This window comes from Candidatus Proelusimicrobium volucris (assembly GCF_959605025.1).
Taxonomy (GTDB): domain Bacteria; phylum Elusimicrobiota; class Elusimicrobia; order Elusimicrobiales; family Elusimicrobiaceae; genus Proelusimicrobium; species Proelusimicrobium volucris.
In genome coordinates, this window is record NZ_CAUHCY010000004.1 from 95,698 (window position 1) to 118,543 (window position 22,846).

General features: G+C 41.1%; 24 protein-coding genes and 1 tRNA gene. 10 read left to right on the top strand and 15 right to left on the bottom strand.

The features are described 5' to 3' along the window. Positions 1 to 145 precede the first annotated feature (145 nt). The 7 genes from ACQY3M_RS04955 to ACQY3M_RS04985 all read right to left on the bottom strand — a co-directional run bounded on the left by ACQY3M_RS04955 (position 146) and on the right by ACQY3M_RS04985 (position 5,967). Positions 146 to 1,444 carry a hypothetical protein gene (locus ACQY3M_RS04955; RefSeq protein ID WP_428066445.1) on the bottom strand — a complete coding sequence of 433 codons (1,299 nt, stop codon included), beginning with the start codon at positions 1,442 to 1,444 and terminating at the stop codon, positions 146 to 148. Next, positions 1,441 to 2,118 carry a tetratricopeptide repeat protein gene (locus ACQY3M_RS04960; protein WP_428066447.1) on the bottom strand — a complete coding sequence of 226 codons (678 nt, stop codon included), beginning with the start codon at positions 2,116 to 2,118 and terminating at the stop codon, positions 1,441 to 1,443. Before ACQY3M_RS04960 ends, ACQY3M_RS04955 begins: the two co-directional genes overlap by 4 nt. Before the next feature lie 26 nt (positions 2,119 to 2,144). Then, positions 2,145 to 2,660 (bottom strand): OmpA family protein, encoded by a 516-nt coding sequence (locus ACQY3M_RS04965; protein WP_428066449.1) that lies wholly within the window; start codon positions 2,658 to 2,660, stop codon positions 2,145 to 2,147. Between the two features lie 137 nt (positions 2,661 to 2,797). Then, entirely contained in the window at positions 2,798 to 3,856 is a 1,059-nt protein-coding gene (locus ACQY3M_RS04970) for an AI-2E family transporter (RefSeq protein WP_428066450.1), read from the bottom strand. Continuing rightward, the gene (locus ACQY3M_RS04975; RefSeq protein ID WP_428066452.1) at positions 3,853 to 4,353 is read right to left on the bottom strand and encodes a hypothetical protein; all 501 of its coding nucleotides are present in this window, start codon (positions 4,351 to 4,353) and stop codon (positions 3,853 to 3,855) included. The genes ACQY3M_RS04970 and ACQY3M_RS04975 overlap by 4 nt, the downstream gene beginning before the upstream one ends. Continuing rightward, positions 4,350 to 5,108: a sensor histidine kinase gene (locus ACQY3M_RS04980; RefSeq protein ID WP_428066453.1), complete on the bottom strand. Its 759-nt coding sequence runs from the start codon at positions 5,106 to 5,108 to the stop codon at positions 4,350 to 4,352. The genes ACQY3M_RS04975 and ACQY3M_RS04980 overlap by 4 nt, the downstream gene beginning before the upstream one ends. 10 nt (positions 5,109 to 5,118) lie before the next feature. After that, a complete protein-coding gene (locus tag ACQY3M_RS04985) occupies positions 5,119 to 5,967 on the bottom strand; it encodes a hypothetical protein (protein ID WP_428066454.1) in 849 nt (282 codons plus the stop codon). An 87-nt stretch (positions 5,968 to 6,054) separates the two neighbouring features. Between ACQY3M_RS04985 and ACQY3M_RS04990 the strand changes: the two genes are divergently transcribed. Continuing rightward, on the top strand, positions 6,055 to 7,230 hold the full coding sequence (locus ACQY3M_RS04990) for a metallophosphoesterase (protein ID WP_428066456.1): 1,176 nt from the start codon (positions 6,055 to 6,057) through the stop codon (positions 7,228 to 7,230). 47 nt (positions 7,231 to 7,277) lie between these two features. Then, positions 7,278 to 7,352: transfer RNA gene (locus tag ACQY3M_RS04995), tRNA-Val, on the top strand. Between the two features lie 380 nt (positions 7,353 to 7,732). On the opposite strand, the gene ACQY3M_RS05000 is transcribed toward ACQY3M_RS04995, so the two are convergent. Both ACQY3M_RS05000 and ACQY3M_RS05005 read right to left on the bottom strand, forming a co-directional pair. Next, a complete protein-coding gene (locus ACQY3M_RS05000) occupies positions 7,733 to 8,035 on the bottom strand; it encodes a hypothetical protein (RefSeq protein WP_428066457.1) in 303 nt (100 codons plus the stop codon). Positions 8,036 to 8,201: 166 nt separating this feature from the next. Next, positions 8,202 to 8,537, bottom strand: coding sequence for a hypothetical protein (locus tag ACQY3M_RS05005; protein WP_428066458.1), 336 nt, complete (start codon positions 8,535 to 8,537; stop codon positions 8,202 to 8,204). A 986-nt stretch (positions 8,538 to 9,523) separates the two neighbouring features. Here ACQY3M_RS05005 and ACQY3M_RS05010 point away from each other — a divergent pair. Further along, entirely contained in the window at positions 9,524 to 9,811 is a 288-nt protein-coding gene (locus ACQY3M_RS05010; protein WP_428066459.1) for a hypothetical protein, read from the top strand. Here the strand turns inward: ACQY3M_RS05010 and ACQY3M_RS05015 are convergent. The 4 genes from ACQY3M_RS05015 to ACQY3M_RS05030 form a co-directional block, all read right to left on the bottom strand. After that, the gene (locus ACQY3M_RS05015; protein WP_428066460.1) at positions 9,797 to 10,066 is read right to left on the bottom strand and encodes a hypothetical protein; all 270 of its coding nucleotides are present in this window, start codon (positions 10,064 to 10,066) and stop codon (positions 9,797 to 9,799) included. The two genes, ACQY3M_RS05010 and ACQY3M_RS05015, sit on opposite strands and share 15 nt — an antisense overlap. Next, complete coding sequence (locus ACQY3M_RS05020) at positions 10,063 to 10,515, bottom strand: hypothetical protein (RefSeq protein WP_428066461.1); 453 nt, start codon at positions 10,513 to 10,515, stop codon at positions 10,063 to 10,065. Before ACQY3M_RS05020 ends, ACQY3M_RS05015 begins: the two co-directional genes overlap by 4 nt. A gap of 528 nt (positions 10,516 to 11,043) precedes the next feature. Further along, positions 11,044 to 12,357: a surface lipoprotein assembly modifier gene (locus ACQY3M_RS05025; RefSeq protein ID WP_428066463.1), complete on the bottom strand. Its 1,314-nt coding sequence runs from the start codon at positions 12,355 to 12,357 to the stop codon at positions 11,044 to 11,046. A gap of 44 nt (positions 12,358 to 12,401) precedes the next feature. Further along, a complete protein-coding gene (locus ACQY3M_RS05030) occupies positions 12,402 to 13,553 on the bottom strand; it encodes a hypothetical protein (protein WP_428066465.1) in 1,152 nt (383 codons plus the stop codon). Positions 13,554 to 14,927: 1,374 nt separating this feature from the next. On the opposite strand from ACQY3M_RS05030, the gene ACQY3M_RS05035 reads away from it, so the two are divergent. The 3 genes from ACQY3M_RS05035 (at position 14,928) to ACQY3M_RS05045 (ending at position 16,670) form a co-directional block, all read left to right on the top strand. Then, entirely contained in the window at positions 14,928 to 16,004 is a 1,077-nt protein-coding gene (locus ACQY3M_RS05035; protein ID WP_428066467.1) for a hypothetical protein, read from the top strand. 25 nt (positions 16,005 to 16,029) lie between these two features. Beyond that, positions 16,030 to 16,248, top strand: a complete 219-nt coding sequence (locus ACQY3M_RS05040) for a helix-turn-helix transcriptional regulator (protein ID WP_428066469.1) — start codon at positions 16,030 to 16,032, stop codon at positions 16,246 to 16,248. Positions 16,249 to 16,463: 215 nt separating this feature from the next. Beyond that, the gene (locus ACQY3M_RS05045) at positions 16,464 to 16,670 is read left to right on the top strand and encodes a helix-turn-helix transcriptional regulator (RefSeq protein WP_428066470.1); all 207 of its coding nucleotides are present in this window, start codon (positions 16,464 to 16,466) and stop codon (positions 16,668 to 16,670) included. A gap of 11 nt (positions 16,671 to 16,681) precedes the next feature. Here ACQY3M_RS05045 and ACQY3M_RS05050 read toward each other — a convergent pair whose 3' ends face one another. Next, complete coding sequence (locus ACQY3M_RS05050) at positions 16,682 to 16,846, bottom strand: ribbon-helix-helix protein, CopG family (protein ID WP_428066472.1); 165 nt, start codon at positions 16,844 to 16,846, stop codon at positions 16,682 to 16,684. Between the two features lie 101 nt (positions 16,847 to 16,947). Here ACQY3M_RS05050 and ACQY3M_RS05055 point away from each other — a divergent pair, with 101 nt between their 5' ends. From ACQY3M_RS05055 to ACQY3M_RS05065, 3 genes are all read left to right on the top strand, one after another. Beyond that, complete coding sequence (locus tag ACQY3M_RS05055; protein WP_428066474.1) at positions 16,948 to 17,964, top strand: tyrosine-type recombinase/integrase; 1,017 nt, start codon at positions 16,948 to 16,950, stop codon at positions 17,962 to 17,964. 75 nt (positions 17,965 to 18,039) lie between these two features. Next, positions 18,040 to 19,131 carry a Fic family protein gene (locus ACQY3M_RS05060; protein WP_428066476.1) on the top strand — a complete coding sequence of 364 codons (1,092 nt, stop codon included), beginning with the start codon at positions 18,040 to 18,042 and terminating at the stop codon, positions 19,129 to 19,131. A 409-nt stretch (positions 19,132 to 19,540) separates the two neighbouring features. After that, a complete protein-coding gene (locus ACQY3M_RS05065) occupies positions 19,541 to 19,852 on the top strand; it encodes a hypothetical protein (RefSeq protein WP_428066477.1) in 312 nt (103 codons plus the stop codon). A gap of 96 nt (positions 19,853 to 19,948) precedes the next feature. Here the strand turns inward: ACQY3M_RS05065 and ACQY3M_RS05070 are convergent, their stop codons facing one another. Beyond that, positions 19,949 to 21,241: a hemolysin family protein gene (locus ACQY3M_RS05070; RefSeq protein WP_428066479.1), complete on the bottom strand. Its 1,293-nt coding sequence runs from the start codon at positions 21,239 to 21,241 to the stop codon at positions 19,949 to 19,951. Between the two features lie 145 nt (positions 21,242 to 21,386). Between ACQY3M_RS05070 and ACQY3M_RS05075 the strand changes: the two genes are divergently transcribed. Continuing rightward, a complete protein-coding gene (locus tag ACQY3M_RS05075) occupies positions 21,387 to 22,802 on the top strand; it encodes a phospholipase D-like domain-containing protein (protein ID WP_428066481.1) in 1,416 nt (471 codons plus the stop codon). Positions 22,803 to 22,846: the final 44 nt, after the last annotated feature.

Genomic DNA, 22,846 nt, shown 5'->3' on the forward strand with positions numbered 1-22,846 from the left:
AAATTAGTTAAAAATCGCGTATATTCCTCCCCTTGTAAACAACTGATTAAAAGACAATGTAAAATATTCCCCAAAGGCAAAACTCAGTCGCCCAATAAAAAAGCGCCCGAAGGCGCCTTTTTATCTTTTATGAATTTTTCCGTCCTCATTTGCTCCAGTTGGGTGTAAAAGCATTGCCCCTTATATTGGCTATCAAATGAGGCGCACTGCCGTCGGCATCCATTACGTATATCTGCCTTTTTCCGGCGCGCGTCGTGGTAAAAGCGATGAAACGGCCGTCGGGCGACCAGGTGGGGTCTTCGTTCCAGCCCGCGTCCGCCGTAAGCTGCCTTACCTGCGAACCCGTTATATCAGTAATAAAGATGTCTATCGGGTGGTTGGAGGCTTGCCGCCCCGCAAAGACAATCCAATCCCCGTTGGGCGACCACTGGGGGCTGTCCGTCCAGTTCATCTTGGTTATGCGGCGCGTTTCCTGCGTAGCCAAGTTCATTATGTATATCTGCGGATTACCCGAACGGTTGGACACAAAAGTTATATACTTGCCGTCTGGCGAAAAAGACGGAGAACCATCCACGCCGTATTTATCGGTAAGGCGCCTAAGCGCACCGCTTTCCAAATCTTTAATATATATATTCGGGTTGCTGCCGCGCGAAAGCGTCAGCACCAAGCTCTTATCATCGGGCGAAACCCCGCCTATAAGATTTAAACCGCGGGTCTTTATCAGAGGTTTTATTTTACCCTCTTTTAAATCAATATAATATACGTCGGGATTTTTCCTGCGGTACGTAGTGTAAAATATCTTGCTGGAATCAGCACTCCATCTGGGAAGCAAAGAAATAGATTTGTCGCGGGTAAGTTTCGTAAGATTATAACCGTCATAATCCACCATGTATATTTCTTTCTTGCCGGTAGAATCGTTAGCGAAAGCGATTCTCGTATCTGCTATACCGCGCTTGCCCATAAGAAGTTTTACTATTTGGTCTGAAAGTATATGCGCGCTGCGTCTTAAGCTCTTGCTGCTGCTCTTTAAGTTTTTGGCCAATATCGCCTTCTGCGATTCGGTGTCGTACAAAAATGCCTTTATGTCCCATTGGCCTTCGCCGCTCTGCGCCACTTCCGCAAACAGAAAATAATCCAAACCGTCCTTGCGGTATTTGGAAAACACTTCGCCCAAATTATTTAAATCCGGTTTGGGCAAATTATCCTGCACATCAAAGTAACGAGAACGCAGTAAATCCGAACGGACCACAGAGGATAACTGAGAGGCCGTTTGCTTCTCCGCCGAACTATTCTCGTTCTTGGCGAAGAAATGCGCTATCCCTATTTTGGGCAGCGCGTTAGGGTCGTATTTGGACGATATGCCTATATATACGTCACTTTCCCTGGCAAAACACAATACCGGCAGCAACAATGTCACCACCGCCATATACTTTAAAAATTTCATCTTATTTCCCCGATAAGTTTCTTGGCCTCGGCAGCTTCGGTGCTGCCTTTGTAATCTTGGACTACCGACTGAAGATAGTTCTTGGCCTCCTCTTTCTTGTCAAGAGGTATTATACTGCGAGCATATACTATGCGCGCCGCAGCGGTGTGCTTGCTCTTGGGATACTTATCTAGCAAGGTCGCCGAAGATACCGCCGCCTTTTGATATTCTTCCAAATTATACAGCGCTTGCGCCAAATACAAATAAGCCTCTTCTATGTTTTGGCCGTCCGGCGCATTTTGTATGTATAGGGCAAAACCCTTCGCCGCCGTATTATATTGTTTTGAATTGAACTGCGTTTTGGCTTGCTCGTATATCTCGCCGGGCGGCATCTTGTATTCTGTCTTTTCGCCGTCCAAAGCAGAGGTTATATTATCCAGCTTAGTCGAGATATTGTCAAGTTTATAATCGAAATCTTTCAAATTCTCGGAAGAACGTATCAACTGACTCATAAGCTCTTCCATTTGTACATCCAAACCGGCTTGATTCTTTTGTAAATTCTCCAGCGTTTTGTTCAGCGCCGCAACCTGCGTCTTTAATATTCTTACGTCGTCCTGCGTCGCGAAACAACCGCTCATAACTAAAGGGGAGCTGATCCCCAAAACAGACAATATTATTATCTTGTTTATTCTCATGGGAAAGCTCCCCTCAAAATTAACTACTATATTACTGTATCGGCTCTGCGGTTCTTGGCCCAGCACGCATTGGTGCTTTCCGTGCAGACCGGTCTTTCTTTACCGTAAGAGATCGTGTAAATATCATCGGCATTAAAACCGAGTTTTACATAGTAATCTTTTACTTCTTTGGCTCTCTTGTCGCCCAAAGCTATGTTGTAAGCGATGGTGCCTCTGTCGTCGCAGTTGCCTTCCACCGTAATCGTCTTTACGCCTTTTACCTTCAAAATTTCGGCATTGGCTTCAAGTACGGCTCTAGCTTCTTTGGACAAAGTATACTGATTTAAAGCAAAGTATACAGGCGCTAAATTTACGGCCTCGGCCTCTACCACAATTGCGGCATCTTCTTCTTCGATGATTATGGTATCATCGGCGGAAATTTCCTCCACCGTACCTACCGTGCCTACATTATCGGCCGCGGCATCATCTTTTACGTTCTTGCTGCACGCAGTTAAACCAGCGGCTAAAGCAAAAACTAACATAAACTTAATCATGTTCTTCATTATGGCTGTCTCCTGTTTGGTTTTTACCTTTTCGGTTTTCACCGTAATTCTTTTTGATAACATAAATAATATCAGACTTGGGGCCTAATAGTCAATCCGATTTACCACAGAAACGGTTCCACACTTTTTGCCCAGATCTACTTCGGCAGGCGGCCGGAAAGGATTTCGGCAAAAGCGCGGGTAGGCTCCAGCTTGCTTAGTATTATCCGCACCGCCGCAGTCATCGGTACTGCCAAAAACGCTCCGGGAACGCCCCATACAAGCGTCCAAAACACCAATGACCCTATTATCGTTACGGGATGTAAATCCATACCGCCGCCCAAAAGTTTAGGCTCCATTATGCTACCTATAACAAACTGCATACACGCCGGTATTATCAATACTATCCAAAAACTAGCCGTAGGACCAAATTGCATCAGCGCGATAGGCATAGGCAAAAGTACCGCTATTATTGAACCTACATTCGGTATAAAATTGAGAACCATCGTGCATACTATAAACATCAGTGACAATTCCAACCCCACCGAAAAGTATACTATCCCCACACATATACCTGTAAATATCGAAACTATTATATGTATGTATAGATAAGCGGAAATTTTATTCTGTATCTCCTTGATTACCGTATTGGTTATCTTCGTGCGGCCCGAGCCCAAAAGCATAAAGAATACAAATATCACAACCATCGAAAAATACGATATTACTTTAACAGCATTGCTGCCGACACCCTTCAGGAAATTGACGGAACTGGGCCCCGTAAGCATAGCCTGAAGGCTCTTTAACTCCAGCATTTCATCGGGTAAAGGTATTTTGTAACTCCTGATCAAATCCGCCAGTTTGTTAAAAGACTCCAACAGCTTGGCTTGATATATGCTGAAGGTTTGAACAAAATTGCTTATCGAGTTACTTATAAATATTACCACCAAAACCAACGGCACCAACACTATCGTAGCCGATATTACTATCGCCAGCCAGCGCGGGAACTTCATTCTGAAGCACAGGTATCTTATAAGCGGCGTTATCATCGTATAAATGAAAATTGATATCACCAGCGGTATCAATATACTCCTTGTATATATAAGCGCAGTAACAAGGCTTACCACCGCTATCAATATAAGACAAGCGGTATTTATCTTGCGGTAAATGTCTACCCCGCCTTCGTGCTGAGCGGAAATCGGCTTGTTTTGTTCTGTCATAAATATTTCCCCATATCTCTTATAAGAAACAATATCCTCGTGACTATCTTGTTCAAATCCTCGCAGCCCTCCTCCAAAAGCCACCAGTTAAGCCTTAATGGCACTTCTTTGGCCAAAGTCTGAATATTTTTGAAAATAGTATAAAGCTCGTCTACCTGCCTGTTAAACGCAAGAGCCGTTATATTCATCTGCTTTATATTTATACGATTGCTTTCTATGACGTCTGCTTTATCGTCCAAAGTCCTAAAATACGTGCGCGTCTGCTGCCAAAATTCCCCACTTTCGTCGGCAAGAGTTTTTAGTTCCAGCACCGTCGCCCGAAATTCGTTTTGAAATTCCGTATCCTTTATCGGCGTTCTGCGCCTAAACTGATTGTGTATTATTTCCAATCTGTCGTAATATCCGCGCAGTTTGGCGTTAATCGCGCGAAGGGCGTCTTCCGAGCGTTCTATCTCTTCCGACATTCTCTTTATCTGCTGCTCTGCCGTTAAACTCATTGTTTAGGGAACCTTAACGATATTATTGTACCTATTCCGTATTGGGACCTTACGGAAATGGTACCTTCGTGTATATTCATTATCATCTTAACCAAAGCCAAGCCCAAACCCCAACCTTCTATTTGGCCGGTAAAGAAATCGTCGACTTGATAAAACTTCTCAAAAATAAGGCTTATATCCTCTTCCTTTATTCCCACGCCGTTATCGGCTACGGCGAGAATATTCTTATCGTCTTCCTCATAATAGAAAAGCTTTATCTTCTTTATCGTGTTGTTGTTGAATTTTATCGAATTATCCAACAGCTCTTCCAAAGCTATCGATACCAATGCCTTGTCGGCATATATCGTTGCCTCCGGCGGGCATTTGATATCTATGGAAGGGCCCTGGCGCCTTATTGTCGCGTCGGAAGACATTATACTTAAAGAATCGTCCCTCAGCACACAGGCCGCCGCCGCTGAGGAAAACAAACCCTTTACGTTTACTTCCTGTTTTTTTATGTCTTCCTGCGTTAAATTGCTTACACTGCTGAAGCGGACCAGCTTATCTATCAATATCGCAAGCTTTTCGCCCTGCTTGCTGATGTCGCCAAGCGCTTTGGCGTTAAAAGTTTCTTTTTCCTCGGGCTTCAACTGGGACAGTATCGCCTCAGTATATCCGTTGATAATCGACAGCGGCGTCTTAAGTTTATGCGACACCAGCGATAATACCCTGGAAGCCGGGTCAACCTTTTTCTCCTTATTCAAATCCTTAGGCATATATTCCCCCTTACAACCTTACGCTTAATCCTATGCCATAAATATCCGAGTCCGTTTGATTAGGTATAAAAATATGGTTATACGACAATCTTATAGTAGCGCGCGCGCTGACCATCATATTCGTGCTGATAAGCAGAGAATGTCTGGAGTCGTCGTCATGCATATCTATATAGCGATACGATATAAAACTCTCCGCCCGGCTTTCTTCCGAGCGCCATGTCACTTTTGCTCCGCCAGAAGCTCTGGGCAAGCCAAGCACGTAATCTATGGTACCCAAATCCGCCAACTCCGCCTGATTAAAAATTCCTCTTACGGCTTCCACGCCGTCCAAGCCCGAAAGATACTGATACACGTTGCCCGATATATTGAAGGCATATACCCCAAAGAAATTGGCCAATATGCCAAGCTCATAGGCGGACTGTACAAAAGTATCCTTTTCCGTAAGAATGCCGTTCTTGAGCACATCGGCTTTTTGGGATACTATCCCCGCGCTCATATATCCTTCCGCGGCTGTACCGTCAATTTCGTTGACCTTGAGGCCCGTGGAAAACATCAATTTTCCGCCGTAGGCCGAAGCGCCGTTGGCATTATCGGGCAGAGCAAAGGGAACGGCCCGCAAAGAAAAGCTGTTGCCGTCCAAGCCCAAAGGCAGGCGCACTTCGTATATATGATTATCAAACGATTTATGTTCGGTAATATCAAATTCCGCGCCGACAATGAAAGGATATACCGGAGCGAAAGAAAGCATCGTACTGTTGCGCCAGAATTTGGAATTGTGAGTATAATTATCCGCCACGCTGAAAGAAAACGCCGGGGATAAAGACAACATAAGAGTTAAAATTGTAATGATTTTTTTCATACCTAAAGAATACAAAAATCTTAAGCCAATATAAACTACTTTTTTTGCACAAAGCGAAGCGGGGCTAAATTTAGTAGAATTATTTATATGAGAAAATTCTTTTTTATACCCCTTTTGTTTTTAGCTTGCGCGCTTAACTCGGCCGTAATAGAAAGAGGCCCCTACGTTGAAGATCCCGCCCTTACCACCGCGGTTATCAAATGGGCTACCGATACCCCTTCCCCCGCCTGGATAGAATACGGGCCGGAAGGGAAATGCTCCCAGCTTATGGCCATATCCTCAAGGAAAATAAACCATTCTCTCACTCTTCACGGGCTTATACCCAATACCAAATTTTGCTATAAGGTTTATGTCGAGAATAATTCCGGCACTGGCGTACAGGAGGCAAAAACCGGTACTTTCAGAACACTGTTCACACCGGAGAGAAAAATAGTCAACTTCCTAGTGATGGGCAACAGCGCGGACCCGCAGGGCAACTCCGAAGAAATCAAAAAGCGAATGGCGCAAAGCATGGCGGAATATCAGGCCGATTTCATAATTCATACAGGCGATATAGCCGCGGGCGGTACGCCGCAGGCAAGCGATAAGGACTTTTTTGTCCCTTATAAGAAACTTCTGTCCGATGCACCCTTGCTCGTCGCTTTAGGCGAAGAGGAATACGGCGAGAATCGATCCAATTCCGAAGGCAAAGGATTTTTGGCCGCAAACTACAAAAGAATACACTCCATGCCCTGGAGCAAAGCCACACCCAACTATTACTATATAGACACCGCCAACGCCAGAATACTTTTCATCGATACAAACAATATGTACGACGCTTTAAACGCGCCTTCAATCAACAGGGATTCCGCCCAATACAAATGGCTGCGCGATTCTTTGGCAAAAACCGGCAGCGGTAAATGGAAAATAGTGGTAATGCATCACCCTGTATATTCCAGCGGTAAAGAGGAAGACCGTTTAAGCCAAGTGCTTGCGCCTCTGTTTGAAGCACAAAAAGTCAATTTGGTAATACAGGGCCACCAGGGCGCCTATGAAAGGACCGATCCCATATACCGCGCAGAATCTGCCAAAAGCGGGCCGATATACATAACGGTAGGCGGCAGCGGGAAGTTCTTTGAAGAATCTTCCTACAACAATGAATGGAGCAACAAATATTATGCCTTGCCTCATTTTGCGTATATCAGCATTATCGACAGGAAGCTCTCTTTAAGAACTTTCACCCACGACAATAAAAGAATAGACGCCTTGGATATATACTTTTAGTTTGGTATAATATTTAGGTACGGCAGATTATGCCAGTTAAGATTTAAGCCCAGTTGGCGCAGCGGTAGCGCGTTCCCTTGACATGGGAAAGGTCATAGGTTCAAATCCTATACTGGGCACCATTTCAAATCCTCGTCCCAGACGAGGATTTTTTATTTTCTCCCTATTTTAAGGCTGTGTAGCCTAAAGGCTCCAAATGAGTTTTTTTACTATTTTTTGCAGGTTTTTGTAGTTTTATTGGCAAGATTTTGGCAATATTATTAGCTATACAAACAGGCCCTTTCTAAGGCCTATTTGGGCAATTTGCCAACTATTTTCCGACGGAAGGCGGATTTGTATGCGGGAAGGGCGACAAGAAATTCTTATTTAACCTATATCGTTCTAAAATTGACAGTTATCTCGCGCGCGTCCAAGAGGAATAATGAAGCATAGACTTTTAATCCGCTAAAAATTTCAACGTAGATAACATAAAATACCCCGGGCCTAAACCCGGGGTTAGATATTATTCTTTCGTGGCGGACGTGATCCGATAGGCATATACAAAGCGAGAGTCTTCATCTCCTCCGCCGGGCCCACCTTGAGTCCCTTTATAATCCAAGAAGAAAGATTCTACTTCTCTGGCACTGGTGTCGGAATAAGCCTCACAATAAATCCACCGACCACCATACGCTGACACTTTATGGTCATTGAACAGTCTGTCGCGTGGATCCTTGGCAATTCCGACATACCAATTTGAGTAAGAAGAATTATCTTTTTGAATATATCCATCAATTTCTTTAATTATTTCTGTTTTGTTTTTGGGCATGAAAAAGCCCTCCTTCCACTTTAGGGGTTGTCGGGAGGGCCAAAATCTGCTATAATAACTATAAGGAATAGAGCTATTTGTAGATCTTGGCCCACCTAAAAGCCACTTTTGCAAGTAGCTTTTGTATTAATAAGGGGTACAACTACGCCAATAGTTGTGCCCTTTATTAATTAAAAGGGACATCATCTTTTTCCATCTCTTTTTCTTTTTCTCTCTCTTTGAGTATATACACTCCTTTCTGTCCCGCTTTCTTAAGTAAATATTGCTTTTTTACCAAAGCAAGTAAGCGGTTGTTTAATATAGACCGTTTCGTAATCGTGTTGGTTTGGCGGTAGTGTCTGATTGCGATTTCATCCAATGTTGCTATGCCACCAAAACTTTTGATAATATCCAATAGAGCCTTGTCCAGTGGATTGATTTTTGCTATGGACAGTGTATCCAGCAATTCTTGGGGAAGCCCTTCTAGACTTTCGCGATAACCAATTTTTTCTGTATCAGCCATATTGCCCATTGTATAAAATTTTTTTCCAATCTGCAACTTATTTTCTAGCACCAGCGCCTGTTTTCTGCTATCTTTATTTTTTTATATATCTTATTATAAATACAAAAAATAAATTTTATAACATAAGGTGACCAAGTTTTGAATAGCGTTTTTTATTGGCCAACCTACTTTTATAGCGCTTATATATTAAAGCAAAAAACAAAATAAAACGCAAGTTTTGAAAAATGAAAAAAATAAAATTTATACATGAAAATAGAAAATTGAAGCAAAATAGAAAAAATTGGTTGGTTAATTTAGAGACAAAAAAACAAAGAAAAAGCAAAAAAAATACAAAACCTGAAGACGAATAGAAAGCATATTGACTGCATTTCATACTCATTGTAGCATGCCCCGGATATTAAACCTATCAATAGACAGCTCGCTGTGTTTGGGTTCTCGCCTCTATCAACGCGTTTAGTTCGAGGCCTTCAATCAGATTCTATTCTTTTAAAAATGTGACAGATGACAAGAATATCGGCCATAGCCTTGCAACTGAACTCCAAGGATAAAAACGAAGAAGTATACATTAACACATTTAATGTCCGAATATCGAAATCAAGTCAGGAGACTTTTATCTATCTTTACCGCCTCGCCTACGAATTCAATTTGGCCTTCTGGCACTTTGGTTTTATGTAGAAAAGGCACGGAGTGCCATCTTTTACCTTCAAAATTTCATTTAGGATATATAATTCGCCTAGTCATGCAACAGGAGAGACTCCTTCCAACATAGAACAGGACAATAGTAATATTTTTGAAAGTTTGCCAACCCATTCTCGGGCGCGAGACAGATTATTATATGGAAATGGCGAAAAAGAGCCATATCTAGCCGTTATAAGTGGCCATTCCCCGCTTGCCAAAAACAAGAAAGGCTGGCAGAACGCGGGTTAGTCAATAGGGCGGAACTGGAACAGCAGAACTTAGAGCAACAAACGGAAACGCTGGCCCAAGTGGTGCGGCGGATTACTTACGCATACCAAGGGGAAAATATAGAGGTTTTGCTCCCGAACGGGGTAAGTTTTGCATTCCACGCGGCGGTAAAACCCAATTATGTGCGGCGCACCAAACGGGTTAAAGCCAACCCCGAAGCATCCAAGATAGACAAAAAGACGTATTATAAAGCGCTTGCCTTGCAGATACGGGAATATATGCGTGTCAATAACTTAAGCCAGAAGGAGTGCGCGCAAGCCCTTGGGCTAAGCAGTGCGAGAGTGAGCCAGATTTTAACGCTGCTTTGAAGTCTTCTCAACAATCTTAGCTGGTGGAATAGAAAATGATTTTGATTCTTCCAGTGCTTGTTTTAGCTCTTCTTTTTCAAAATTTTCTAGTTCTAGTTGAATCAGGTTTAATTTTAAACATTTTTCTAAAAATTCAATATCTTCTAATACTGTCAGCATACTTCTGATAGCGGCATCAATATCTATTTGTAAGTTTCTTAAGTTATCGGGCAAAGTCGCCAATAGGCCTTGTAAATTTTTAGGGCCTTCTTTCAAACTTTCGTTGAAAAAATTAAGTTTTGAATAAACATGGAGTATATAGGTTTTTGCTTGCAAGATGTTGACAATAAAACTTGACGGTTTTCACTTAATATTGCGTAGTTTTGTGGTTCAAACTGAGAATAAATATCATAAAAGGCAACGACGGCAAAAAGATGCTTTTTCCCTTCACTCGTGAGGTCTGCATAATTATGAAGGTATGTTCTTTTTGCAATGATATTATTGCGGAACATCAAGAAGTCTTTTATCGCATAAATTAACAGAGAGCGAAGATAGATTAATTTACTTTCATTCTGTTGTTTTTCAGCAATGCTTTCTGCTCTAGAAGAACTAAAATACCAAGTTAACCATACGATAAAGAGAGGAATAACAATAGCACCAATAGCGGGAATAATCAGCTCGCTCCAGCCTTGCCAAGTACAAAAGATAGATTGAAGTATCTGCATATTAGTAATAATAACAAAAATTAAATTTTGAAAGTTAAATTTTGGGGCAAAAAGATACAAAAAGCTCAAAATAGCCCTTTTTTCTATCTTTTGGGGGTCGTTCTAAAGTGTATCTTTTGAGTGCTAGTAGCTGATAAACACAAAATCCCCGACGAGAGTCGGGGATAAATGCGCCAAAATACAATTAAAAATTCCCGCTGAAGGTTCGACGGGAAAATAAATGGGGTTCGCTTTTAGAATACTTTTACAACTTTTTCTCCATCAATGTCATTTATTGGCATATTTTGCTTTCCCGATGAGAACGAACCCTTAAAAATGGTCAAAAAGGGCCTTCCTATAACTTTGTGCAAGGCGTCTTGAGGTCTTAAATTGGGCCTAAAAAGGGCATTTTAGGTCCGTCCGCTACAACTTGTAGAATTTATGGCTATTTATGAATATTTAGGGCTCTTGAGATACCTAATCCCAAGCGCCCTATGTTATGTAAGAACAAGTAAGGGAATATATTATAAATAGGGTTAAAATTAATTCTTAGAAACTCCTGCTAAGTCCTATTTCCCAACGGGTACGTTCATAATCATAATTATATACATTAGAAAGGCGCTTGTTATAAATAAAATTTACAGTAGGAGTAATATCCCAAAATTGAAGATATTTGTTGCTTAAAGATAGATAAACTCCATATGTTAAATCTCTTCTTTTCAATGATTCCAAATTATTATTTTCCCCAATGAAAAAACGCTCTGTCTGGTAATTAGAAAAAGTAATATTGGGTTCTGCATATATATTAAACCCCCATGGAAGCTCTCTTCCATATCCCAAAGCATACCTTTGACGGATATTACTATTCCAATCACTTTGGCTGTCTTCATAGATTAAAGAGGCAGACAATGTCATATAACTTCGGCTGTTTGTGACATAAAAAAGTCGTATAAAAGATCCATAATTATCAGAATTATATCCCTGATATATCACGTCATTATAATCGACTTGATTAAAAGCCAGTTTGGCAGAGAGAGAAATCCTGTCGGAAATATCTTTGGAAGCACTACCAAACACTCCTTTAGTATAGCTGTATCGGTGTTCATCATTCCATTGCTGACGGTAAGAAACCCCTATCTCAGTCTCGGAATCAACGGCTAAATACCGCATTCCAAACTCTGTCCCAATTCCCCAAAAGGAATACTGTTCATTGCTGTAGTCAATAGCGTCTAATATTATACGTCCTTTGAGACCCCAATTATTGGATAATTTTTGTATATAAGATAACGATGCAAGTCCCTGAAATCCTACATCACTTTCTATATTGTCTAATTCCCTGCAAAAAGGAACCCCCATAAAATTAAAACATTCCAACTGTCGACCAGACATGCTGTTTACATTGGAATCAGGCGTCATACCTAGGCTGACATACAACTGCCATGTCTTGCGTCTCCGTATAGTTTCTAATATGGCTTGTATTTCTTGACGAAGTTTTGGCGGTAATCCTTTTTCTGACAAAACCAAGCGAAGATGATAGCTGGCAAACACATCTTCATGTTGCATAAAATACAGATATCCAAGCTCTAAACGTACCCGGGAAAGAGCAGGATTTTTGGCAAGCATATACCGGTAAATTGCAATAGCTTCTTCTGGTTTATTTTGTTTTAAAGATAACTGGGCCAATAAGAACTGTATTTGCTCCTGTTCTTCTTGATTTATGCTTTTTTGATAATCTTCTAGCAAGGCTCTTTGAGCGCCGTCAATATTTCCCTCAACTAAAAACCTTTCTATAATCGTATTATCAACAGCCCAAGAAATGGAAAACAAATATAGAAAACCCAATATAGCAAAAAATCTTCTCATAAAAAAAAGGGCTCCTGCCAGTCGGCAGGGCCCCTTTGTGTGTTTTATTTTACTTCTTTGGCACCGAAGCTATAAGAGGCTGCTTCGTTTGAATTCAATTCTTTTTGAATCAAACCAACCGCTTCTAATCCGTCCTTCCCATTCAGGATATAACCTTTACTCGCCTCGCTAATAACGCCATCGCTAAAAGTTAGTTGGTTGATATCGTTTACCTGCACGTTAAAATTTGCATCATACTTTGAATCCATACCCATACTAATGCTGCCGTTTCCAGTCGCCGTAGGCAAATATAAACTCATCTTAAATGAGCCCCCATACACCTCAGGGTTAGGATTTCCCCCGTGGTTCAGGTCCTCTGCCCACATCAAAGCATTTCCAGAAAAGTTTATGGGAGTGTCATCCATACGTTCGCCAGTATATAACCGGTCTGCATCGTACAGATTTATATTCTTATAGCGGCTGAATGTTCCATAAGGATGTCTTATTACTTCATACGAAAATCCAAAATCGGCCGCCGACAATTCTTCCTTGCTACCTCCTAAATATAGATTATAATCATGTTCTACTGTAGTATATATACCATTTAAATAACCACTTTTGGGCATCAATCTTTGATATCGCACAAACTTTTCATTTTCACTCAGTTTGTTCGAGGTATTCATAGAGAACTCTACTTTATCTTCCAATAATCTGTAACTTGCTACACCCCCAAGCTCAAATTGCCCATTCTGCAGTCTTGGGGATCCGGTAATTACTTTAAACGATTGGCCGTCATCTCCTATTTTTATATCTCGGTCTGTACGGACGGAAGAACCGTCATTAATACGAACATACTCCTCAGGCCCGTCGCTCGGTGTAAAACGTACCTGTTTATACTGGTCTATATCTACCAAAGCACTAATTAGGCTATAGTTTGGAGATAAAGGCTTATCTTGTCCGCCCGGTTCTTCGCCGCCGGGTTCTTGTCCGCCCGGTTCTTCACCACCGGGTTCTTGTCCACCCGGTTCTTCACCGCCGGGTTCTTGTCCACCCGGTTCTTCACCACCGGGTTCTTGTTCCCCTGGTTCTTCTTCACCAGGAACAGCAGGGCCGGAGATCACTGGAGAAGAGTCTCCTCCCCCGCCGCTATTGCTCGCTACGGCAATACCACCACCAATACCTAGCGCAGCAATCAAAGCTATAATAAAGGTTGTCATATAATCCTCCGTAAATAAAAGTTTGCCACGGTTACTGAGATAATAAAAAGAGCGATACTTGAATAGCAACCGTCCCATGGGCTAAGAATTGTTGACAGCGCTTTTCATAATGGGTTAAGTATAATTCATATAGTATATGTATAATGAGAATATATCACGCAGAAAAATTACCCCATCATTGAAAAACAAGTCTTAGCTTTCTGATATACCTTACAAAACAGGTTACTCTGTCTCCTTGAAAAAGCAATTATATTTAATTATATCAAAAAGAAGATGTTTTTCAAGAGAAGCCCCTGGTTTTTCTACTTAGATACTAAAATTTTAGTACCTTTTTCTATAAGAAGGGAAAAATTTAAAAATTGTTTTTTCGATTTTCACTACTCATTCACTATAGTATGTAATAATAATTTATAACTAGTGAGAGTTCCTTCCCGTGTGTCGCAAATAAGAATAATATTCGAGAAATAGGCAATATTATAAAAACAAAATTTAGATTTTTAGAATAAAAAGTTGAGTAAGATTTTTCAAGAAAAATTTTAGGAATTTCTAACCAATAGAAGTTATGCTACTAGAAAAAAATAAAAGACTGAATTTGGCGGAGTTTGCTTTTAGAATATTTTTACAACTTTTTCTCCACCAATGTCATTTATTGGCATATCTTGCTTTCCCGACGAGAACGAACCCTTAAAAACGGTCAAAAAGGTCCTTCTTATAACTTCTTGCGAAATGTCTTTCGTCCTTAATTTCGCTATAAGAATGACATTTGAGGTCCGCCCGCTACAACTTTTAGGATTTATAGTTATTTATGAACATTTCGGGCGCTTGATGTATCTAATCCCAGGCACTCGCTATATTGATGCCACAAGCTGTGAGTTTCTTCTTAGATTGCCCAAAAGAAGTCCATTACTCCCTGCCCAATAGGTCTTTGGGCCCTCTCATCTATAAAAATCATATTTCTCATAATAAGATGCTGAAAATAAGAAGGCTTGTGCAATTCTGTGCCAAGCACACGTAGCACTCCTAGGATGTTTACCTGATGCTATATTTCTAAGCAAAAGTTGAGCATGGTATACACTTACCCATTATATAGAAGGGAGGAAGATTTTTGCCTAAAATGCCCCAGATATATAGGTTGGAAGTGCCCTGATGTAAATAGGAATTGTACTTGGTATACACTTATACATTAAGTAGTAAGGGAGGATAAAGAATTATAACAGGATTTATAGCTTCTAATGGCAGTTTATAAGGCCACCCAGAAAGCCCATAACTTTTATTAAGAGAGATTAAAGAAGGTATACACTTATACATTTGTTGAACCCGAAAGAGTTCCCAGATTGAAAAATCTTGGATTTAAACTGAGGAGATTCGACAAATATGATAGATCGAATAAAAGGTGGTATTGAACCAGAAAATGTAAAAGAAATGTGGCCTGGGGCGATAGAGTCCTTGAAAGCCCAGCGAATTAAGAATCCCCACAATAAACCGGTGGTGTCTTATCACAGCAAAAAACAACAGGTTGTATTTGATGTAGCCGCACCAAGATGTTTATTTGGCAATAACCTGGCGGAAGCCACGGATTCGGACTTGGATGAGTTAGTGACAGCTATTCAATGCGAATTTACCAGAAACGGCGTAGATGTGCCCAAAGAAGCAATATATAACGCACAGATTTATTATTTGGAGTATGGGAAAAACATTATTTTGCCTATAACTACTTCTATGACCGCCTTGTTCAAGCGGCTTGGGAAGGGTTTAACTAAAGGATATAATGCGCTCGAATTTCATCACTATAGAAAAGATAGAAGAGACGGGTATAAAGTGGGTATAAGCCTGGACAACAGAGACATCGCTTTTTATGACAAAACAACCAAGGAAATAGTGGGAAAGAGCCTATATAACAAGGAAAACAAAGAAATCTATTGCAAGTTGCTAGAGCAAGGAAAGCAAGTGCTTAGATATGAAGTCACTTTTTATAATAGCCCTTCCGTAAAGGCAAATTTATCCAAGTTTAAGCAATGTAGAGGGAAATTTACATTACGGGAAGTATGGGATAGTAAATTAGCCAGGGAGTTACTGGTAAGCTTCTCTAATGAGGTGCTAAACAATTTACCCCCTGCTGGGTGTTCCAAAGAAGCAGAACTAAGGCAGATAAAAGAAGCCATACGGGGCGGATTCTCCACTAGCGATATTCTCTTATACAAAGGGTTGGAAAATCTAGAAAAAAAGTTGGGAGCCAATACCGCTAAAGAAATGTTTAATCCTATTGAAGAGAGATACGCTGGAGGGAAAAAGCAATATATGCAGTACAGCGCCGCAAAGAATAAACAAGAGAAATTAGCCGAATATTTTAAGACTAAGCGGGACCAGACAATTAGAAAAATCAAACGGACGATCAATGATTTTAAGCCTATTCGGGTGGATATGGGGACCAAAGAAATAATTGATTACTAACAGGGGAATACAAAGGAGTAATAAAATGGATAACTTAATTAAACAGTTGGAAGACTATAGACTAAAAAACAGACTTACACAGGCAGAACTGGCCAAATTATTGGGGGTTTCTTATGTATCAATCAACAAATGGCTTAACGGGCATACGCGCCCCCAAAAGTTGCAAATTTATCAGATTGAGCAATTGGTAAGCACAGAGGGCAGGGTGGATAAAGAGGTGTGTATATTATGTAAGAATAAGTAAGGTTAATAGATATAGATAAATAATAGACATAAGTAAAGAAGATATAGGTGTATAGTGCCAAGGGTACAAAGTAGACTTGGCAAGATTACAAGGTAATCTTTAAATAGGGTTTAGAAAGATATAAGAAGACAATTTAGAGATATAGGGAAGGAATTAATCTTATGATTAGCATATCCTTCCAGGGTTAAAAGCAATAGTGAATAAGGAAAATAATTATGGAATATGATTCAAAAACTTTAATGGATGTAAAAGAAGTAGCCGCATATTTACATCTTTCCCCTTCAACCGTTTATTCTAAAAGAGCGCGTGGGGAATTTCCAAAAGGCAGTATCGTGAAATTGTTTGGGAAATTACTTTTTAAGCGGGAAAAGATAGAACAACTGGTGGAAGACTCTATAGAACCTTCCTTTGGGATCTATTAAAATCGTCTTGGTTATTTGGTTTGTTCTGCTTCCAAAAATCTTTTAAGAGCCAACCGAATAACCGAAGACAAATTACGGTCTTCCCGCTGGGCATACTCTTGCGCCTGGGCTAAAAGTTCGGCAGGAAGCGTAAAACTTACCGTTTTTGTTTTTTGCTTGTTATCTTGTTCAGACATATATAGATAATAGCACATTTGATTAGATATGAAAACATAATACTTGACAATATAAAATAATATTATATAGTATTATAATATAATATTGGAGAATATTTGATATGAAAATTTATCGTAATAAAAAAGGATTGTATGGAATTGATTATAATGACGAAACAGGAAAGAGACACCGGAAGATTGTCGCCACAAGCGAATCTGCCGCAAAAGAAGAATTAGCGAAAAGGACGAATGCTTTCTATAAAGCAAAAAATAATCCTCAATTAATGCAGGAAAGCCAGTTATTCAAAGATTTAGCACCCTTGTTTATTCAACATCATATAGAACTATTACCTTCAAAACAAACCTATCTGGCTATGTTTAAGCAGATTTTAAACCATTTTGGCAGTTATACCCTAAAGGCAATTACTCCCTTGGAAGTACAAAGTTTCTACAACCAAAAAGCCATGGCAACATCCTGCTCGAATGCGAATCGCTACTTAGGCATTATTAGCAAATTTTTCAATTGCTTAAATGATTGGGATAAATACAGTGGCCCCAATCCCTGCCGTAAGGTTAAAAAACAAAGCGACCCAGAACCTTTTAATCCCCATCCCATAAATGAACAAGAGATTAAAACGCTTTTGCCCTATCTAAGCAACGAAACCCGCCCTTGTGTAACGATTGGGTTTTATACAGGTCTTAGACGCCAGGAATTATTAGGGCTCCGCTGGGAAAATATAGACTTTGTTCATCGGACGATCTATATCCCTAAAACGAAAACAAAAAATTCGCGCACGTTAGGTTTAACAGGCGACCTTGAACAGATTTTGCAAGGCTTACACCCACAAAAACAAGGATTGGTCTTTGCACAAGTAACGGAAGACAAATTAAAATATCAATTGAATCAAGCCGCTGAAAAATCTGGGGTAGGGCATATTCGCCCGCACGATATGAGGCATTCTTTTGCAGTTAATTTTCTAAACCGCGGTGGCTCACTAGAACATTTACAACGCTTATTGGGACACAATAAAATAACCACTACACAACGTTATTTGCGCTTTAAAACAGGAGAGATTGCCAGCAAAATGATGGTAATGGATGGAATGATTCCATTAGATATTGTAAGAGGGAATTTGTAATCTACGCACAAACTACGCATTTTTTGCGTATTTTATGCGTAGTTTATGTTATAATAGGTTCATAGAGGAACTATTATGTATATTTATCAAAACGAAAATTGGCCACACTTCACATGGGATAAACCCAAGATTTTAGCCCAGCTTGCACAGATCAAACTGGCCCAAGGGCTGTTGCTGGGTAAAATGCAAAATATTGGATTTGCCATGCAAGACAGCGCCTTGCTTCAAACCCTTACAGAAGAAATTTTAAAATCCAATCAAATTGAAGGCCAACTATTAGACATCGCACAGGTGCGCTCCTCTATTGCCCGGCGGTTAGGGTTGCCTAATGAAGACATTCCCGTGGATCGCAATGTAGATGGCACGGTAGAAATGATGTTAGATGCCATCCAACACTATAACGCTCCCGTTAATAAAGCACGTTTATGCGCGTGGCACAAACATATGTTCCCAGATGGCAAGAGCGGTTTTTATACCATTCAGACGGGGAATTACCGGGATGACGCCTTAGGGCCTATGCAAGTGGTATCCGGCCCTATGGGGCAAGAAAAGGTTCACTATCAAGCCCCGGATGCGCCTCTTTTAAATACCGAAATGGAAAAATTATTTCACTTTATCAATACGGATGAAATGGATAACGTCCTTAAAGCCGCTATCACGCATTTGTGGTTTGTTATTTTACACCCGTTTGATGACGGAAACGGCCGTATTGCCCGTGCCTTAAGTGAATTATTATTAGCCCGGAGTGAAGCCTCTGCCAACCGGTTCTATTCCATGTCATCCCAAATAGCCAAAAATCGTAAAGAATATTACAAACAATTAGAAATTACCCAACAGGGCGATTTGGACATCACGGAATGGATAGAGTGGTTTTTGCAAACCCTGGAGCAGGCTATTAAAGATTCTGATGAACTTTTGAAAAATGTTTTGGCGAAAGCAACCTTTTGGAAGCAACACCAAGGGGAAGCATTTAATGACCGCCAAAGCAAAATGCTTAATATGCTGTTTGATGGGTTTAAGGGCAATTTAACCAGCACCAAGTGGGCTAAAATTTGCAAATGCTCCCATGATACGGCCTCCCGCGACATATCCGACCTGCAACAACGCGGTATTTTAGAGCAGATAGGCGCGGGCAGAACCACGCATTATCAACTAAAAGCAAAGTAGCAGTATAAAGTGTAAAATCTTCCTTAAGTTTTGCTATACTGATAGTGGATTTTGACACTTTAGGTCTCTGAAAAAAACCTTTCCCTTGTTGCGTAAGAACCACTCAAATAACCCCTATTGGCAATATGTTGGCAGTGCCCCAAAAAGGCAACCCCTAAGGCATTTCTTCGTCGAGAAAGATCTTCTCTAATTGCCAAGGCGCCTTTGACATGGGAAAGGTCACAGGTTCAATCCCTGTACTGGGCACCATTTAAGACCCCGTCAAAAGACGGGGTTTTTGTTTTATATTTCCGCGGAGAGGCACCCCCCGCCCTGTAAAAATTTCTCTCAAAATCCGGCCATAAAACCCTCTGTTCAGCATTTAACAAGCACGAAATAAAGATGTAAAATATAGACAAGGAGTTCTTATATGAGTATTTTTGAAGCTTTAATGATGCTTGGTTTCGGTATCGCTTGGCCCTTTAACATTTATCGTTCCGTAAAAACGAAAACGGCCGCAGGGAAGAGTTTTCTCTTTATGATTACCATAGAACTGGCTTATATCTGCGGTATGATACATAAAGTGCTTTATAGTTTTGATTTGGTCTTTTGGCTTTATGTTCTTAACTTCCTTATGGTACTTACGGATATAATACTTATGATACACAATTCCCGCATAGATGTTTTCCGCAAACACAGAAGAGAAATACTGCAAAAGAGGGCTGCCGCGGCACACAAATAACGCTATTCCTAAATTAGGATCTATAAATTAAAACCCCGCTTTCGTTAATCGGAAAGCGGGGCTTTATATGTTTTAAACAAATTATTCCGCACGGCCTTAGGCCTTGGTAACCAAAAACTCCATTACCTTTTTGCGCCTGAATTTGCGCGGCTCCACATATAAGCCGTCGCCTTTTATCTTGCCGTTGCCGACTATCGGGGCGCCGTTTCTAAGTTCTGCCCATTTTTCCATCGTCATATCAGCCTGCAAATCCTGAGGCGCGCTTAAGGCCAAAGCCTTAAAAACGTCAGCCATCTTTGAGGTTGAACTTACCACAAGCCCGTTGCCGAATGTCCTGATATACATCGGGAAGAAATCGTATTCGTCTTCTATCTCGCCTACGAGTTCCTCAAAAATATCTTCCAAGGTTACTATACCCGTAATTTTCCCGCCCGCGCAGACCAGACATATATGCTGGCGGCCTTTCATTATCTTTTCCAGAGCTTGCGATATCGTCATATCGGCTTCAAGGCGCATTATCGGGCGCAATATTGAACGTGCGGTTGCTTTGCTTTCGGGCGCGGTTTTAGTCGCCATAAAAATATCTTTAAAATTAAGATATCCTATTATGCTTTGCGGGTCTTCTTTCTTCTCGTATACCGGGAAACGCGTATGCATATCCAAATGCGCTTTTATGAAAGTTTCGCCGATGCTGTCCTCGGCAAAAAGCATATACACGTGGTCAAGCGGGATTTGTATTTCCCCTATTTTGCGGCTGCAAAACATCGCACTGGAAAGGACTATTTTCTCTTCCGTCTTGCCAAACAACCTTGAAGATGATGCAACCGAAGCCGCCGCGCGAAGATCTTCCAATGCAGCCGTTCTGGAGGCATTCGGATCATCGTTGCTTTTAACGGATTTTCTGGTAAGGAAACACACTATCGCTTCCATAATAGCCACTACGGGTGATAATATCGTATAAAGTACTCTTATTATGGGGGAAAAGGTTAAGACGACGAACTCGTTATTTTTTATAGCAAAGGTTTTAGGCGTAAGTTCCGCAAACACTATTGTTATAAAACTGAGCGGCAAAACCACCAATATCACAGAAAGCGCATCGGCCACGCTTTTAGAGATAGGCAATATATTTTGCAAAATCGGAGACATTTTCTCGTCCGCGCCCGCTCCGCCCACAGCCGCGGCTACGGCGCCTACAAGCGTTATGACTATTTGAACAACCGCCAAGGAACCTTCTATGTGCTCCTTCATAAAAAGGGCGGATTTGGCACCTTTTTTCTTATCGGCGGCGAGTACGGAAAGTTTTGTCTTTGAGACTGAAGCCAGCGCCATTTCATAAGCGGCAAACAACGCGTTTAAGGCCAACATTATAACGATTATCAATAGAACCATATAATATATTATTGTAAATTTACGTCGTATTGACAAGAGCGCGCTAGCGTTCCGTTTTGCCAACCGTTCCATCTTTGCAAAAAACGATGTTTTTTTGCTCTCTTTAAGCTATACTTTACTCAACGACAGATACGGGGGTATCAATATGGATATATTTTCTTTAAGCGCGGCGGGTATTTTATATCTGCTGCTTCAACTATGCGTAACCATACACATTCTGCTTTTTAAAGACGACGTAAAAAGTTCCATAGGCTGGATAGGCCTTGTTTGGCTTACGCCGCTGTTGGGCAGCATAATTTATATTATGTTCGGGATAAACAGAATAAAACGAAAAGCCATAAAACTAAAAAATCCGCGCCAGGACATTCTTAAAATAACAGGTAAAAATATTGAAGAGATACAAAAAGAAATACCGCCCGCCATGCTGCAAATGTTAAGGCTAGGGCACAGCATTCACCCGCAGTTTTTAGCTTTGGGCAACAAGGTAACGCCCTTAATCAACGGAGACGAAGCCTATCCGCAAATGTGCGCCGCCATAGAAAAAGCGGAAAAAGAGGTCCTGATAGAAAGCTACATATTTAACAATGACCAAGCGGGCCAGGCAATTTTGAAAGCCGCCCAAAAAGCCGCGCAAAACGGCGCGGCCGTCAAAATAATAATAGACGGCGTCGGCCTAAATTACAGCCGCCCCAATATAACGGAAGAAATAAAGAAAGTAAAAGGGGCGGAATTTGCGGTGTTCCTGCCTTCAAGAAAGCCCGCCGCTTTGCCTTTCGTCAATTTAAGAAGCCACAGAAAAATAATGGTGATAGACGGGCATACCGCATTCTTCGGCGGAATGAACATCGCCAAAGAGAATTTGCTCAAAACAAACCCCAAAGAACCCGTTCAAGATACAACCTTCAAGATAGAGGGCCCCGTAATATCGCAAATAGTGAGAATATTTATGGAAGATTGGATTTTTTCGCGCAAAAAACCTTTTAAACCCGTTCTGTTAAAAGACGAACATTATCTGCCAGGCAAATGCCTCTGCCGCGCCATACCCGACGGGCCCGACGGCGATTACGGCAAAGTGGAACTTATGGTGCTGGGCGCGATTAACTGCGCGACAAAGAATATCAAAATAGTTACGCCCTATTTCCTGCCGGAAGAAAATATCCTTACCGCCCTGGAACTCGCCGCCATGCGCGGCATAGATACGGAAATAATACTCCCGCAAAAGAGCAATATCTTCGGTATGGATTGGGCTATGCAGGCTAATTTTAACCGTCTGATCAAAAAAGGCGTCAAAATATATCAGCAAGAGCCGCCTTTTGACCACAGTAAAATTATGACCGCGGACAATGCCTGGGCTTTTATAGGTTCTTCCAATTGGGACGTGAGAAGTTTTAAGCTGAACTTCGAGGCCAATATGGAAATAATAGATAAACAACTCGCAGAGAAATTAAACGAAATAATTAAATCAAAGAAAAGCAAATCCGTTTTGGCGCGCGAGAAAAAATACCCCTTCGGCCCGCTTCTTATCAGAAATGTATTTAAGCTGCTGACGCCATACTATTGAGTTTTTTGCGACAACAAAAAGCCCCGTCCTTATCGGACGGGGTT

Excerpts from the sequence above, each read along its gene's own strand:
- ACQY3M_RS04955 (WP_428066445.1), bottom strand. The coding sequence starts at position 1,444 with ATGAAATTTTTAAAGTATATGGCGGTGGTGACATTGTTGCTGCCGGTA.
- ACQY3M_RS04960 (WP_428066447.1), bottom strand. The coding sequence starts at position 2,118 with ATGAGAATAAACAAGATAATAATATTGTCTGTTTTGGGGATCAGCTCC.
- ACQY3M_RS04965 (WP_428066449.1), bottom strand. The coding sequence starts at position 2,660 with ATGAAGAACATGATTAAGTTTATGTTAGTTTTTGCTTTAGCCGCTGGT.
- ACQY3M_RS04970 (WP_428066450.1), bottom strand. The coding sequence starts at position 3,856 with ATGACAGAACAAAACAAGCCGATTTCCGCTCAGCACGAAGGCGGGGTA.
- ACQY3M_RS04975 (WP_428066452.1), bottom strand. The coding sequence starts at position 4,353 with ATGAGTTTAACGGCAGAGCAGCAGATAAAGAGAATGTCGGAAGAGATA.
- ACQY3M_RS04980 (WP_428066453.1), bottom strand. The coding sequence starts at position 5,108 with ATGCCTAAGGATTTGAATAAGGAGAAAAAGGTTGACCCGGCTTCCAGG.
- ACQY3M_RS04985 (WP_428066454.1), bottom strand. The coding sequence starts at position 5,967 with ATGAAAAAAATCATTACAATTTTAACTCTTATGTTGTCTTTATCCCCG.
- ACQY3M_RS04990 (WP_428066456.1), top strand. The coding sequence starts at position 6,055 with ATGAGAAAATTCTTTTTTATACCCCTTTTGTTTTTAGCTTGCGCGCTT.
- ACQY3M_RS05000 (WP_428066457.1), bottom strand. The coding sequence starts at position 8,035 with ATGCCCAAAAACAAAACAGAAATAATTAAAGAAATTGATGGATATATT.
- ACQY3M_RS05005 (WP_428066458.1), bottom strand. The coding sequence starts at position 8,537 with ATGGCTGATACAGAAAAAATTGGTTATCGCGAAAGTCTAGAAGGGCTT.
- ACQY3M_RS05020 (WP_428066461.1), bottom strand. The coding sequence starts at position 10,515 with ATGCAGATACTTCAATCTATCTTTTGTACTTGGCAAGGCTGGAGCGAG.
- ACQY3M_RS05025 (WP_428066463.1), bottom strand. The coding sequence starts at position 12,357 with ATGAGAAGATTTTTTGCTATATTGGGTTTTCTATATTTGTTTTCCATT.
- ACQY3M_RS05030 (WP_428066465.1), bottom strand. The coding sequence starts at position 13,553 with ATGACAACCTTTATTATAGCTTTGATTGCTGCGCTAGGTATTGGTGGT.
- ACQY3M_RS05035 (WP_428066467.1), top strand. The coding sequence starts at position 14,928 with ATGATAGATCGAATAAAAGGTGGTATTGAACCAGAAAATGTAAAAGAA.
- ACQY3M_RS05040 (WP_428066469.1), top strand. The coding sequence starts at position 16,030 with ATGGATAACTTAATTAAACAGTTGGAAGACTATAGACTAAAAAACAGA.
- ACQY3M_RS05045 (WP_428066470.1), top strand. The coding sequence starts at position 16,464 with ATGGAATATGATTCAAAAACTTTAATGGATGTAAAAGAAGTAGCCGCA.
- ACQY3M_RS05050 (WP_428066472.1), bottom strand. The coding sequence starts at position 16,846 with ATGTCTGAACAAGATAACAAGCAAAAAACAAAAACGGTAAGTTTTACG.
- ACQY3M_RS05055 (WP_428066474.1), top strand. The coding sequence starts at position 16,948 with ATGAAAATTTATCGTAATAAAAAAGGATTGTATGGAATTGATTATAAT.
- ACQY3M_RS05060 (WP_428066476.1), top strand. The coding sequence starts at position 18,040 with ATGTATATTTATCAAAACGAAAATTGGCCACACTTCACATGGGATAAA.
- ACQY3M_RS05065 (WP_428066477.1), top strand. The coding sequence starts at position 19,541 with ATGAGTATTTTTGAAGCTTTAATGATGCTTGGTTTCGGTATCGCTTGG.
- ACQY3M_RS05070 (WP_428066479.1), bottom strand. The coding sequence starts at position 21,241 with ATGGTTCTATTGATAATCGTTATAATGTTGGCCTTAAACGCGTTGTTT.
- ACQY3M_RS05075 (WP_428066481.1), top strand. The coding sequence starts at position 21,387 with ATGGATATATTTTCTTTAAGCGCGGCGGGTATTTTATATCTGCTGCTT.